The sequence below is a fragment of the Enterococcus sp. HMSC072F02 genome, assembly GCF_001837725.1.
Lineage (GTDB): Bacteria > Bacillota > Bacilli > Lactobacillales > Enterococcaceae > Enterococcus_B > Enterococcus_B lactis.
In genome coordinates, this window is record NZ_KV833953.1 from 47,889 (window position 1) to 62,841 (window position 14,953).

The following is a 14,953-nucleotide window of genomic DNA, read 5'->3' on the forward strand; positions in this document are numbered from 1 at the left end:
CGCAGATGCAAGCTTTTGAACACTGTTTATCAAAGATTGTAACCTGCATCTTCACACAGTTAAAATAGTGACTTCAAAATGAAATAATGCTCCCAGCAAAAAAATAGGCTGGGAGCATTATTTCGTTATTCTGTTCATCAAAAATCAGTGGTTTGATTCCATTGCATCACAAGCTCCTCCTCATTTACTGCTTCATCTTTTTGCAGTATTTGAACGGTAAAGCCTTGTAAAAGATAGAAATGAATAGCTGATTGATTTTTTTGATAAACTGTCAAAGTCAATGTTTTATTGGTTTCTTTTATTTTTTTCATTAGTTGCGTACCGATTCTTTGTTGCCGGTATTCCCTTTTTACAAAGATTCCTGCGATGAACTGATCGATCACCCCAGCAAAACCGACGATTTCTTGATCTATTTCTGCTAAGTAAATCACCGCATCTGGTAAAGCTTTCCTAACAGATTCTACTTGATTCTCCCAATAAGTTGGTGAGATGAATCCATGAGAATCCAAATTAGCATGCAGCCAAATCGATAGAACAGTTTCCAGTTCTTCAGCAGACAACTCTGTTGTTGTACGAATCATTTTTTCTCTCCTTACTTAGTCATTGAGTTTAAACCAAAAACCATTTTTTTGAAGTTCTTTCACTAGTTTTCGCCCCTCAAAAAAGTACATCTTTTCTTGTTTTAATTTTCTGATACCAAAAGATGCAGCGACTTTAGGATCATCAACTGATACGATTCGATAAGTCCCACCAGGCAATTGATCCAGCTTGACTTTCCCATAATGATCGCTTTGCACTGAAAACGGCACACCATTTCTAGTAAGTGTTTTTTTTCTTATGTTTCAAAATAAATGAGCCACCATTTACTGGATTTCCTGCTGAATCACTTATAATAAATGAAAAATCAAGCACTTTTTTACTTAACCGATACTGATAAATCAATCGACCAATAAACAGTAACAGTATGACTACAGCTATTATCGTTCCTGCAAGAATAAGCAACTGTCGCAAATTTCTTTCCTGATTTCCTTTTTCTTCTTCCTTTTTTACCGATTCACTATAAGGAATCCGATGTCCCGTCACTAGCAAACGATGCGTGTTGATCATATATGGTGTACATGTAAGCAAGGTGACTAAGTCTTTTCCTTCTTCAATCGTTAGAACAGACGTGTCATCTGGCAGTACCACTTGTATATTTTCAACTTGATAAGCCAATTTCTCCCCCAAAACAGTCAAAATAAACGTATCTCCGTGTTCTAAGCGATTTAACTCGGTAAATAATCGTCGATTGGGTAACCCGCTGTGAGCAGAAATCACTGAATGCGTCGAATTTCCACCAAGTGGGAAAGAAGTTCCTTGTAAGACGCCTGCTCCATTCTCAAGAATCATGCCGTTAAGCCGGTCATAAAGTGAAATACTTATTTGGATTTTAGGTATATTGACACTTCCGATCAGCCATTCCTCTAATTGGCTGGATGTCGTGCTTTCATTTCTGTTCTGTTCATCGAAAGGATCAGCCCCAGGATTGAATCCTTGGTCAGTTAATCGTTGGTTTTGCTCCTCCATTTTCTTTCGTTGCGCTTCATTTTCGGCTGCGGTTCGTTTTTGTACTTGTTCCATTCGTTTTTGATCCATAAGACTATTTAAAGAATCCACATAAAATGGATACAAAGCGATTAATAACCCTACGGCGATACATATCAATAAAAATAAACGAAACAAAAGCCGACGAGACTGTTTTTGCTTTCTCTGCTTCACATGTTTCCTCCCTTGCAAGTTTTTTTGTTCTTTCTTTTATTATATGGGTTCAGGAAAAAAATAGAAAATGAAAGCCGATGAGGTTGTGACAGAAGTGGTTAGCTTCAAGAAATAAGAAGAGATTTCTGAAGAAGCTACTTCTGGAACACCGTGAATCAGAGGTTGTGAAAAAGCTGTCCTGCATCAAGTAATAAGAACAACCAAACAAAAATAGCTCCTCATATTTTTCGTTTGGTTGGGCTTATTACCGCAGATGCAAGCTTTTGAAGACCGCTTAAGGAAGTGGTTGTGAAAACTGCGTTATGCTTTGAGTAATAAGAGCGCTAGTCAGAAAATAGCTTTTCATATTTTCTAGGCTAGTGAGCTTATTACCCAAAACAAGGGAGGCGACATGGCTTTGTCACATCCTCTCTCCTTAGAAATTTCACTTGTGTTTTTCTTGTAAAATTCATAAATATTTTCATGAATTTTCTAATTTCTTGCCTCCCTATCGCATAGGATATATGATGAATTTATCTAAAGTTTGCAAAGGAGTTCGACAATTGAAAAAATATGGCCCGTTTTTAGCAATTTTTTTCATTGCTTTGGTATTTCTCATGCCTCATTTATTCACACATAAACTAATTTTGGGTGCTGATGCCCCCTTCCATTACAATCGGTTCTACGATACTGCACAACAAATCAAACATGGGGATTTCCATTATTTTCCTTCCCTTTATGGATTCCAGCAAAGCGGTAGGATCGTTAATGCCGTTTACGGCCCATTTTTTGCTTATTTACAAGGATTGATCGTGTTGCTTGCAGGTAGTTGGTTTCACTATCAGATTCTTTCAAGCTTCATTCTTTATCTTATTTCAGGATTTTCTATGCTGATTTTACTGAGATATGTCAATGTTCGGAACTGGGTAAGTGTACCAGTAGCCGTTTTATTCATGAGTACGTATTCTATTCAATATTGGTCTATCAATCAAGGATTCACTAGTTGGGGGACTTGTTTCTATCCTTTATGCATGATCCCTATTGTTGATTTCGTCCTTCATAAAAAGTTTCCTGTGATCAAAGTTGCGATCTCAGTTGGACTTATGACGCAGATTCATCTGCTGTCTTCGATCATGTTAGCCTTGATGTATATTCCTTTTTATCTTTATTACTTTTTTAACCAGACTGAAAAAGGAAAAGCACTGCTTCAACTGATCAAGTCGGTCTTGCTTTATTTTGTCCTGACAGCAAATATTTGGGCAGGACTAGCTATTGTTTACAGCGGGAATAAGATTCTTCCCCCCTTTGTTAACAGAGAAATGAGTCAAAAGGCGATTGACCTAGATGGCAGTTATTGGCTTCATTACCCTAAAGCCTTTCCGATATTGATATTGTCAGGTTTTTTTCTTTTTATTTTCTTTCAACAAAAGAACACCTTGTTCCAAAAAATCGTGTTGTATACAAGTCTTGTTTTCTTTTTTCTTTCTACTAGCTTGATTCCATGGACGACATTGATCGAAAAAAATGTACCTTTTATTAGCTTAATTCAATTTCCATTTCGATTTTTCGTCCCATTTACGCTATTGCTTCTGCTTTACCTTGCCCTATCACTAAATCAATGGTCTGAGCAAAAGTGGTTCCGTCTTTTAGGTATATTGGGTATTCTTATTTTTTCTGCACAGACGATCCAAAACTTATACCAGCATCTAGAAAAGTGGGAGAATGAAACATTTGTCAGTCGACATACTTATCTCTTCGATACACCGGAAGAAGCAAGGAAAACATTCTTCAGTAAAGATATGTCTACCAGCTTATTCGTTTTCCAAAAAACCACCCCTGACTATCTCCCAATCTATAAGGAGACAAAAGACAACAAATACGACCGATATAACGAAGAAATATTAGAAAACGAAACAACTTTCATAAAAACACATCCAGGCGGTCTTTTGACAATCAAGTGGAAAAATACTGGGGACAAAACGGTTCATATCCCTGTTATCGTTTATGATCGGACTGTACTACAGCAAAATGGAAAAACATTGACTGATTATGAATTAACGGATATCGGGACCCCAATTGTGAATCAGCAAAAAGGGATCAACGAGCTCACGCTTCACTATCGAACGCCAATCTATTTCTATTTCATTCTTTCTCTTACTTTGATTGGCTGGTTTACCTTGCTGTGCTTATTTATTTATCATAGATACAAGCATCTACATGCTTAGTCAAAACGGATGATACATCCAATCAAAAAAACTCTCCGAACGGTAGGATCGATCGGAGAGTTTTATTTTGTTTAGTTTTTTTGTGTCATATTTTTGTTCGTTCATCGTCCATCTATTTCGATTTCAGCCCCATAGTGATCACTGATGATTGGGCTATCGATCCCGTCAAAAATCCGTTGATATTTTTTTACTTGTACTCCTTCAGGGACAAAAATGAAATCTATACGCAATTTTTCTGTATTTTGTTCCCAACCATCAATCTTCTTTTCCACAGTAGCAGCCTTGCCTTTTTCATTCGCGATAACATACGAATCTTGAAGAAGAAGACCACTTTCCTTTACTATATGATAACCTTCAGAATCTGCTGGATTATTGAAATCACCTAGGAAAAAAAGTGGTGCGCGTGTTTCAAAAAAGTAGTTTTCCAAGTTTTTCCACTCAAAATAAAAGCCGCTTTTTTTATCTGTCCACCAAGAAAAGTGGCAGCTAGAGACATAAATATCTTGATCATCTATCTTTGTTTTTCCAATCAAGATCTTGCGCGTCCGATAATCTTCTTTCTTTTGAGATTCGGAGACGGTGAGGACCTGACTTTCCAATGGTCTTTTCGTAAGCAGCGCATTTCCTTCTTCATATTTATCATAACCGATGTGGCTCATTTCCCAACTCCAAAAATACTCTTTTCCTTGTTCTTTTAAAAGCTGGACTAAACAGTAGGCAAAATTATCTTTGCGGATAGGAACTTGATTCTCTACTGGACAGAACTTCGTTAGTTTTGGAGGGTCTGCTTCTTCAGATTCCAGCAATTGGTTGATTTCTTGTAAAGCGATCACTTCATAATCTTCTAACAGGATCTTCTCTGCTAATTCCTGTAATTTTTTCTCTGGTTCTGGCTCAAGCCAGCTATGTGTGTTCAATGTCATGAATTTCATGGTTCTTCTCCTTCTTTTCATTTCGAAACAAAAGGGGTTGTGACAAAATTTTGTCACAACCTCCCCAGTAAACAGTGTTCAATCAGCTGACCTTCGGTATTAGCTCAAAAAACGGCAAAATATGAGGAACTATTTTTCCGTTTTGCCTCTCTAATACTCAGGTCAGGGCGCTGATTTCACAACCTCCCCTTATATTTTAATGGAGCCGATCACTTTACCAGCTGCCACTGTCCCTACTTGCTTGATCACTACTTCTTCCACTTTATCATTCGTAAATACGATCATGATCGTTGGATCTTTTTCTTCGTTTTGGATCACCTCAAGATTCATCTCAGCTAATTTCGTTCCTGTTCCTACTTCTTGTCCTTCTTTGACAGCAATCTCAAAAGCTGACTGATTCATTTGGACTGTATCAATCCCCATATGGATCAAAACTTCGACGCCATCTTTCGTTTCTAGCCCAATTGCATGTTTGCTAGGGAAAATACTTGTAACTTTTCCAGCGATCGGCGCAACAACTTCTCTTGACGTTGGAATAACAGCAAAGCCATCACCCATCATTTTTTGTGAGAATACTGGATCTTTTACTTCAGCTAATGGAATCACTTCCCCAGAAGCTGCGGAAACTAGTTCTTGTTCTATACCTAAGTAATGCTTACTATCTGCTTGTCCATTTCCTGTAGAAACCATTTGCGGCTCTGGAATCTCTGCTCCTGATTGCAACAAATCTTCGATATCTGATTTCAAGACATCTGCTTTTGGTCCATAAACTGCTTGGACTCCATTGTCTTTGACGATTAGCCCCATTGCTCCTGCTCGTTTCCAGGCTTCTTCAGTCCCAACTTTTTCCCGATCGTTTACACTTACACGTAAACGAGTCATACAGGCATCGACATCTTTGATATTTTCTTTTCCGCCCAACAAATGAATGATCTGGACCACTTGCTGATCTGCTGTTCCTGTTCCACTGTTAGATACAGTGGTTTCTTCACTGTCATTGTCATAATTTCCGTTACGCCCAGGTGTAGCAAAGTTGAATTTTTTGATTAAGAAATTTGCTAAGAAATAAGTAACAACACCAAAAACGATTACACATAACACGAAGTTGATAAGATCTGCACCTAGACCCGCTTTGATAGCTAACGGTGTCCGCGTCAGCAATTCGATATTTCCAAATGAATGGACCCGCAATGGTAAAATGTCTGCCATTGCAAATGCCACTCCCTGAATGACTGAATAAATGGCATATAATGGTACAGCCGCAAACATGAACATGAACTCCAATGGTTCTGTTACACCTGTTAGAAAGACAGCTAACGCTGCTGAAAAATACATTGATTTATATCTTGCTTTCTTATCAGGATCGACATTACGGTACATCGCAAATGCCATCCCCATCAAAATACCCGAAGAACCAATCATTTGTCCTACTTTGAAACGGGCCGGTGTCCAGTTATGCAGCACAAATTCATATTGCGCCATATCCCCTGCACCTCTAAGATTCACTAAATCAGTGGCCCAAGCTAACCATAACGGATCTTGTCCAAAAACTTGTGTTCCTGCCTGTGCACCTGATAGAATCTCGTACGATCCGCCAAGCTGTGTATAGTTGATAGGAATCGTCAGCATATGATGCAATCCGAACGGTAATAGCAAACGTTCCAATGTACCAAATAAAAACGGTGCTAGAATCGGTGCGCTTTCCTGGGATTCTGCAATCCATAAACCAAAATTATTGATTCCGGCCTGTACGTTTGGCCACACAACAGCAAGAATCAATGCCACAATCGTTGACCATAAGATAACGACAAACGGAACAAAGCGCTTTCCATTGAAGAAAGACAAAGCATCCGGCAATTTTCTATAATTATAGTACTTATTATAAGCCATTGCCCCGACAAAACCAGCGATGATCCCTACAAATACACCCATATTCAAAGCTGGTGCTTCCAACACACTTGTAAAGAACCCTTTAACCATAATCTTCGTACCGAAAAGAGTGTGAGTAAACGCGTCTTCATTCGCAAGCATGTCGCTTGTGACACCAAAGATGGCCCCAGTGATCCGATTGATCAGAATAAATGAGATCCCAGCAGCAAATGCCCCACCTGCTCGTTCTTTTGCCCAACTTCCTCCTATTGCTAAAGCAAATAAAATATGAAGATTACCAATAATTGCCCAACCAATATTTTCTATTACTCCGCCCGTTGTAACAAGCGGCGTCCACTCAGGATTGATCAAAGGAATTGATTTCCCTATACTGATCATCAATCCAGCTGCCGGCATCACTGCCACCACAACCATTAAAGCCTTTCCAAATTTTTGCCAAAACTCAAAACTAAATATCTTTTTCATTCCGTTTAGCTCCTTTACGCAATCGGTTTCGTTAAATGTATTATAGCGTGCGTTTTCTTTTTTGTAAATGCTTTATTTTTCATTCTTCTGTCTATACCATTCTTCAAACCCTATAGTACATAAGTTTCCTTCTATAAATAGCTCGAAAAAAATTTATTTTTATGCTTTTTTCTATGAAATATTTCTTATTGTCTATTGACTTGCGCAATCGGTTGCGTTTATTATGAACGTATAAAACAGCTCATTAGGAGGAGAACAATGAAACAGATCAAACGACTATTTGCTATTGATCCATGGAAAATAAGCACGACCCAATTAGATAAAAAAAATCTTCGACTGCAAGAATCTCTGACAAGTATTGGAAACGGTTATATGGGGATGCGTGGGAACTTTGAGGAAACTTACTCAGGGGATCACCATCAAGGTACTTATTTGGCAGGTGTCTGGTATCCTGATAAGACACGTGTCGGCTGGTGGAAAAACGGTTATCCAGAGTACTTTGGAAAAGTGATCAATGCCTTGAACTTTATCGCAATAGATATTTCGATCAACGATCAGCTGATCGACTTGGCTTCTTTGGAACCAGAAGATTTTTATTGGGAACTAGATATGAAAAACGGTGTGCTATCTCGTACATTCACAATCACTACTTCTACTAATAAAGTACGTATTTCATTTGAACGTTTTTTGAGCATTATCAAAAAAGAAGCGGCTTACATCCATTTGACTATAGAAATGCTTGAAGGTAATGGAACAGTCGACCTCGTATCGAAATTGGATGGAAATGTCCAAAACGAAGACAGCAACTATGATGAACATTTTTGGAATGAGATCGATCGTGGAACCATAGAAGAAATCGGCTATTTGACAACTAAAACTATTCCAAACAACTTTGGGATCGAACAATTCACTGTTACTGCAGCAATGCGTCATTTCGTTAACGGAAAAGCAGTCGTTCCTGACTATCACGAAGATACTTTAGCCTTACATGGTTGCCTGTCTGCTGAATTATCTCAAGGCGAGACATGGACAGTAGAGAAAGAAATCATCGTTCTTACTAGTCGAGATATCCCAGAAGCGCAGCAAGCAGAAAAAGCCCTCTCAGAATTAGCAAATCAGACAAACAGTTATATCCAAGCAAAAGAAGAACAAACAGCGGCTTGGGCAGAACGATGGAAGCTTGCCGATGTGGTCATCGAAGGAGACGAAGAAGCACAGCAAGGTATTCGCTTCAATTTGTTCCAACTATTCTCTACTTACTACGGCGAAGATGAACGATTGAATATTGGACCCAAAGGATTCACAGGAGAAAAATACGGCGGTGCCACTTACTGGGATACAGAAGCGTATGCAGTCCCTCTTTATCTCGCTTTAGCCAAACCCGAAGTAACTAAGAATCTTCTGAAATACCGGCATAACCAGCTGCCGCAAGCGATCCACAACGCTCAGCAGCAAGGATTAAAAGGCGCGCTTTATCCTATGGTCACCTTCACTGGCGTCGAATGTCATAACGAGTGGGAAATCACTTTCGAGGAGATTCATCGAAATGGTGCAATCGCCTATGCAATCTACAATTACACGAATTACACCGGTGATACAGAATATTTGAAAAATGAAGGTCTAGAAGTTTTAGCAGAAATCGCCCGCTTCTGGGCAGACCGTGTCCATTTTTCAAAACGAGCAAATAAATACATGATCCACGGAGTGACTGGACCAAATGAATATGAAAACAACATCAATAACAATTGGTATACAAATACGATCGCAGCTTGGGTCTTGCGTTACACGCGAGAAAATTATTTAACTTATCAAAAAGAAGCTGCTATCACTATCAGCGAAGAAGAACTAGCCAAATGGAAAGATATCGCAGAGAACATGTACTTCCCAGTGGACGAAGAATTGGGGATCTTTGTCCAGCATGACACATTCTTAGATAAAGATCTCATGCCTGTATCCGATATTCCCACAAGCGATCTTCCTCTGAACCAGCATTGGTCTTGGGACAAAATCCTTAGATCTTGCTTCATCAAGCAGGCAGATGTATTACAGGGGATTTATTTCTTCAACGATACTTTTACAAAAGAAGAAAAACAAAAAAACTTTGATTTCTATGAACCAATGACTGTCCATGAGTCTTCCCTTTCCCCAAGTATCCATTCGATTTTAGCAGCAGAATTAGGAATGGAAAACAAAGCTGTAGAAATGTACCAACGAACAGCTCGCTTGGATTTGGATAATTACAATAACGACACAGAAGACGGCTTGCACATCACTTCCATGACTGGCAGCTGGTTGTCGATCGTCCAAGGATTTGCACAAATGAAAACCGCCCATGATCAATTGAAATTCGCACCATTTCTGCCAAAAACCTGGAATGCTTATTCTTTCCATATCAATTATCGCGGACGTTTATTATTCATCTCAGTTACAGATGAACAAGTTACTTTCGAGTTATTAGAAGGTATGCCTCTGGAACTTTTCGTCTATGAACAGTCTTACACTTTAGAGGATCGCCTAGAAATAACGCTAAGAAAGGAGGAAGCAAATGTTTAAAGGGGTATTGTTCGATTTAGACGGCGTCATTACCGATACTGCCGAATTCCATTATCGTGCTTGGCGAAAGCTTGGTCAGGAAATCGGCATTACGATCGACCGTACATTCAACGAACAGCTAAAAGGCGTTAGCCGAGAAGACTCTCTCTCTTTGCTTTTAGCTTATGGCGGAAAAGAACACTCTTTTTCAAAGGAAGAATTTGCAGAATTAGCAAAAAGAAAAAATGATTATTATTTAGAGATGATCCAGACGATCGAACCAAAAGATGTCTTCCCTGGGGTCGTCCCTTTACTAGATTCTTTAAAAGAAGAAAAAATCAAGATCGCTCTTGCTTCTGCAAGTAAAAATGGGCCTTTCCTACTTGAAAAAATGGGTCTCACACCTTACTTTGACGCTATTGCCGACCCGGCAGAAGCAGCAAACGGAAAACCTGCGCCAGATATCTTTCTCCTTGCAGCAAAAGCTGTCGGACTAAAAGCAGAAGAATGTATCGGGATCGAAGACGCGCAAGCTGGTATCCAAGCCATCCTCTCAAGTGGTGCCCAACCAATTGGCGTGGGACGTGCTGAAGACCTTGGAGAGGAGATCCCGCTTGTCCCTGATACGACTTTTCTTACGATCGATTACTTGAAAGAAAAGTGGCATGACCATGGATAATCCAGAAATCTCCGTCGTACCAGTTCCAGAGACTGAAATAAAGAAAATCACGTTGAAGAACGACTATTTAGAAGTCGTTCTTCTCAACTATGGTGCCCGCCTGCATCAAATCTTCGCGCCAGACAAAGAAGGAAAATCAGAAAATATTTTATTGTCTTACGATCGTTTCGAAGATGTTCTAACAGATAAAAGCTTTTTTGGCGCAACTGTCGGACCTGTAGCTGGAAGGATCCGAGATGCTTCTTGGGGTGAGCATAGATTGGAAAAAAACTGCGGACCACACCATATCCACGGTGGCACGAAAGGCTGGTCTTTCCAGTATTGGGAAGTAGAAGTTTTCAAAACTCCTTCATCAATAGGCGTGGTCTTTTACTTAAAAGATGAATTTTCTACCTATCCAGGACCAATCACTGCTACGATCACTTACCGTTTGACAAAAAACGAGTTAGAGATGACGACCTCTGCCAGTAGCCTGGTCGAAACCATCTGCAATCCGACCAATCATGCCTACTTCAACCTTTCAGGAAATGGAAAAAGAGACATCTATGACCATCAGTTAACAGTCTTCTTAGATGGTATACTTGAATTAGATCAAGAAAAACTACCTACTGGAAATTGGACGAAAAAAGAAGACCTGCCCATCGACTTTAGAAAATCTCCAACACTGCAAGAAATCCTTGCTTGTTATCCAGCTGGACTAGATGATGTATTTCTTTTGCATCATCCTAGGCTTTCCAGAACTTCCTTACAATTATTCGAGAAGCATTCTGGTCGTCAAATGACTATAGCAACTTCCAATAAAAGTATGGTATTATTTTCTACGACTGGATTTGAAGCTGATTTCTCTGTCAACGGAAAACAGATGCATTCAAACTACGGATTAGCAATCGAACCGCAAGAAATCCCTGATATCGTTCATTTCCCCAACTTTGGATCGATCAACCTCCATCCTGGTCAAGAACGGATCAGTCAGACGATTTATCGGTTCTCTGCACAATAACAAGAGAAAGGTGTTTTTATCATGGCTATTACCGTAAAAGATGTGGCGAAAAAAGCCGGTGTTGCTACCTCGACCGTCTCTCGTGTTATCAATGATCATCCTAGTATTTCCGAAGCAACAAAGAAGAAAGTCCGAAAAATCATGGATGAACTAGGTTATGTTCCTAACATGACTGCCCGCAATCTAGGAAAACGCATTTCCAGTGCCATCGGCGTGATCTTACCCCCTCTTGATTCAAAAGAGCGGATCGGGAATCCCTTTTATCTTGAGATCATGGAAGCAATCAACGAAGAAGCGCGGAATTATGATATGACGACAGCGATTGCTACTGCTAAAAATTTTGATTTACTGTTAGAGAACGTCCAGCGTATGCATCTACAAAAACAAGTAGATGGTTTTATTCTAGTGTATTCAGATAGTCAAGACCCTGTCATTGATTATTTATACCAAAACCATATCCCTTTCACTTTGATCGGACAGCCTTATCATCACGAAAACGAAATCGTTTATGTAGATAATGACAACCAACTTCTAGGCAAACAAGCAACAGAATTTTTGATTCAGAACGGACATAAGAATATCCTATTCGTGACGAATACGACTCATGAGAGTTTGTATTTCGAACGATATTTCGGTTATCAAAAAGCGATGATGATGGCTGATTTTCCTGCGTTTTCCAGTGTAGTACTGGAACATACAGAAGATTATCTGACCTTTGAGAAAACGTTGAAAGAAAACGAAGCCACAGCATTGGTAGTCATTGACGATATCTTCGCCCTTCGCACGATGCAGTTGGCACAAATGTATGGTTATGTCATTCCAGAGACACTTTCCGTCATTAGCTTCAACAACTCGATCTTCTCAACATTGACACATCCTTACCTTACAAGCATCGATATCGATATCTCCGAATTAGGACGTGTCGCTATGCAAAAACTGCGTGAACTGATCCATGAAGAATTAAGTAGCGGCGTACGCTTGGTCATCCCTCATCGCTTGATCAAAAGAGAGACAGTTGTTCCTTTAGAAAGCACGAAACTTAGTTAAATCACTGAATTTGCTGACCATTTATCCTATGGTCAGTTTTTTACATAAAATATGTTATTTTTATAAGTTTTAAAAGCAAATATTAAATAACATTAATATTAAAATAAATAAATCTACCCCTTCTTTTTCTTTATCAGTTGTGTGAACGATTATGCATCCAAAACAAACGATTATTTGACATAACTACTGTCTTCCATGAGAATACACGAAGGAAACACCAATAATGTAAAAAACATTTTTTTAAATTGATTTTTCTATTACGCCTTGTATTCTTTTGTTTTTTCAAGAATAATTAAATGTGTAAGCGAATACGAATGAACGGAGGTGCAAAAGACCCCCTTGTCGATCAGCCGCACGTGTTCTTGAAAGGAGAAAACATGAAAAAACTCACTCATTTGTTTTTTGTTGTGTTGACACTTCTGCCATTTGCTGCCACGCCTGTCCAAACGCACGCCCAAGAAACGTATACGATTAAAGCAGAACAACATGCGACGACCGAAGTTGTTCCTGAACTCCCGTCTATCTCTCGTATCCCTGTCACTACCCAAGAACCAGATCCGCACAACGCAGCATTGGTTCCTTTAACCGGTGGCGTCAGTTTCTCCTCTTTTCTCTCTCCTTTTTCTGCTGTTGGTGCTACATTAAGTTCTGCATTGGTTTCCCTCCCTGCTTCTGCTGCAGTAGTTTCTGCTATCCTAGGAGCAGGACTTGGTTATAGTTTTTACCAATTAGGTTCCTCCTTAGGCGTCGCCACTGCAGACTTACTCAAAACGAATGCGAGCTTGTATGAATTATCTTCCAATAATCCTGCCCTGCAACAAGAATTGGCCGCTTTTGCCACTTCGGGAATTGATTCTACTACTAGTACCTATAATTTCTCGCAAGGTCTGCAAAAAAGATACGCGCAAGACGTGACCAGTCATGCATTGATGCGGGAATATTTGACAGGAACAACGGATCATGGTGCTTATCGCTTTTCGATCAATGACCATCCGGCTTTTCGTAAACTGATCTCTTATGGTTCTCTTTCTACTGAAACGGCTCGGACTGGTGTGATCGGACGTGATGCCTCGGTAGCTGATCGAATGTTCATTGAAGATCAATTCTTCTTACTGGAAATGGTTCGTGTCATGGAAACTCGAGTCGGCAGTGATACAACATTACTAACGATCTCCGGTCATAATTATGGCCATCGGGGTAGTCACGGTTCCTTTGTCCATGAAGTCGAATTAAGTGTCCCGATGTCTGTCTTGATGAGCCAGATCGCGACTCAAGAAGACTTTCTGGAATACATCCAGCAAAACACCACTTTTGAATTTGGGGTGATCGAAACACCCTCAAGAGAAGTCGCTGTCCAGACCGCTCAGCAAATGGCGCAAGCCTATCATACACGCACTGCCGATATACAAAAGAACTTAGCGGAAGTCTTGGCACCGACTGAAAACGGATTGAGCTTCGATCCTTCTGGTATAATCGCTACCTTATACGGACAAACGGTTGTCCTTGATGCAACAGGAAAGTTCGTGTACGCTGACACTCGCGTAGCCGTTCCAGAATACCAGTGGGGGGCGATCGATTTTGCTTACAGTGAAGCAGCCATCCCAATAGATGACTCGATCACGATCGATGGGCGAAGAGGTGTATTAGATGAAGAAACTGGAGACATCGTAGAAGATGGTACAGATAAAACATTAGTCGAAGGCGCAATGGGCGCTGCATGGAATGCGTTGAGTCTTGCCCGCGTCCTTGAAGCAATCAAAAACTTCAAAGGGGATGACGATGATGGCGATGAATTCGAATGGTATTCCCCTCTTGATTTGTACTATGATGAATGGTATGCAGACGGCGGGAAAGGGCATACGATGGAACGACATGTGGGACAGTCTGAGGATGCACTACGAGACCGATTAAAAAAATAACCTATTCCGCTGCCTTCCATACTACGGAACAAGCTTTGATATTTATCAACTGCGCGATCTATACTGCCAATAAAAAATACTTAGAGGGTACGATCAAATTACCTCTAGGTGATTGTTCTTTACAAGATGGTAATCGTGTAATCTATCGATCGTATAAATCGATTGCTCTTGGAAAGACATTAGGGTGGGGATTTTATAGATTAAATCATGATACTTATATTCAATACGACTCGATCTATTACGCCAAAGTGGTTATCCAAAGAATGCCCAACATCGTATGGAAAAAATGAAAGTATTATATCCTAACTGCTTATCCTGACTTACGAAGAACTGTAAAAGAGGAGCCGCCAAGGGCGGCTCCTTCCTCTTCAAAATTTTTATTTATTTTTAGCCTGAAAAAATCAAATCATCACTAAACTAGCATCAAAAACAGTGAATCGCTTTCTCTTTTCGTCATACACTGACCACACATAAGCACCATCCCAATAACGACCATTATTATAATAATTCGTAAATTCATTATTCCA

Annotated in this window: 10 protein-coding genes and 1 pseudogene; 7 read left to right on the forward strand and 4 right to left on the reverse strand. The window is 39.8% G+C overall.

The features are described from left to right. Positions 1 to 137 precede the first annotated feature (137 nt). Positions 138 to 581 (reverse strand): GNAT family N-acetyltransferase, encoded by a 444-nt coding sequence (locus HMPREF2731_RS07020; RefSeq protein WP_002310743.1) that lies wholly within the window; start codon positions 579 to 581, stop codon positions 138 to 140. A gap of 15 nt (positions 582 to 596) precedes the next feature. Beyond that, a pseudogene (locus tag HMPREF2731_RS07025) lies at positions 597 to 1,758 on the reverse strand (class C sortase). Between the two features lie 503 nt (positions 1,759 to 2,261). Here HMPREF2731_RS07025 and HMPREF2731_RS07030 point away from each other — a divergent pair. After that, on the forward strand, positions 2,262 to 3,962 hold the full coding sequence (locus tag HMPREF2731_RS07030; RefSeq protein WP_083325479.1) for a hypothetical protein: 1,701 nt from the start codon (positions 2,262 to 2,264) through the stop codon (positions 3,960 to 3,962). Positions 3,963 to 4,063: 101 nt separating this feature from the next. On the opposite strand, the gene HMPREF2731_RS07035 is transcribed toward HMPREF2731_RS07030, so the two are convergent. Both HMPREF2731_RS07035 and HMPREF2731_RS07040 read right to left on the reverse strand, forming a co-directional pair. Then, complete coding sequence (locus tag HMPREF2731_RS07035) at positions 4,064 to 4,894, reverse strand: endonuclease/exonuclease/phosphatase family protein (protein WP_070872635.1); 831 nt, start codon at positions 4,892 to 4,894, stop codon at positions 4,064 to 4,066. A 189-nt stretch (positions 4,895 to 5,083) separates the two neighbouring features. Next, a complete protein-coding gene (locus HMPREF2731_RS07040; protein WP_002310738.1) occupies positions 5,084 to 7,249 on the reverse strand; it encodes a PTS transporter subunit IIBC in 2,166 nt (721 codons plus the stop codon). Positions 7,250 to 7,507: 258 nt separating this feature from the next. Here HMPREF2731_RS07040 and HMPREF2731_RS07045 point away from each other — a divergent pair, with 258 nt between their 5' ends. From HMPREF2731_RS07045 to HMPREF2731_RS15320, 6 genes are all read left to right on the forward strand, one after another. Further along, complete coding sequence (locus HMPREF2731_RS07045; RefSeq protein WP_002310737.1) at positions 7,508 to 9,802, forward strand: glycoside hydrolase family 65 protein; 2,295 nt, start codon at positions 7,508 to 7,510, stop codon at positions 9,800 to 9,802. After that, the gene (pgmB, locus tag HMPREF2731_RS07050; RefSeq protein WP_002310736.1) at positions 9,795 to 10,460 is read left to right on the forward strand and encodes a beta-phosphoglucomutase; all 666 of its coding nucleotides are present in this window, start codon (positions 9,795 to 9,797) and stop codon (positions 10,458 to 10,460) included. Before HMPREF2731_RS07045 ends, pgmB begins: the two co-directional genes overlap by 8 nt. Then, positions 10,453 to 11,460, forward strand: coding sequence for an aldose epimerase family protein (locus tag HMPREF2731_RS07055; protein ID WP_002316657.1), 1,008 nt, complete (start codon positions 10,453 to 10,455; stop codon positions 11,458 to 11,460). The genes pgmB and HMPREF2731_RS07055 overlap by 8 nt, the downstream gene beginning before the upstream one ends. Before the next feature lie 21 nt (positions 11,461 to 11,481). Then, positions 11,482 to 12,507, forward strand: a complete 1,026-nt coding sequence (locus HMPREF2731_RS07060; RefSeq protein WP_002312769.1) for a LacI family DNA-binding transcriptional regulator — start codon at positions 11,482 to 11,484, stop codon at positions 12,505 to 12,507. Positions 12,508 to 12,821: 314 nt separating this feature from the next. Then, positions 12,822 to 14,426 (forward strand): hypothetical protein, encoded by a 1,605-nt coding sequence (locus tag HMPREF2731_RS07065; protein ID WP_231601453.1) that lies wholly within the window; start codon positions 12,822 to 12,824, stop codon positions 14,424 to 14,426. Positions 14,427 to 14,461: 35 nt separating this feature from the next. Beyond that, the gene (locus tag HMPREF2731_RS15320; protein WP_231601450.1) at positions 14,462 to 14,716 is read left to right on the forward strand and encodes a hypothetical protein; all 255 of its coding nucleotides are present in this window, start codon (positions 14,462 to 14,464) and stop codon (positions 14,714 to 14,716) included. Positions 14,717 to 14,953 lie beyond the last annotated feature (237 nt).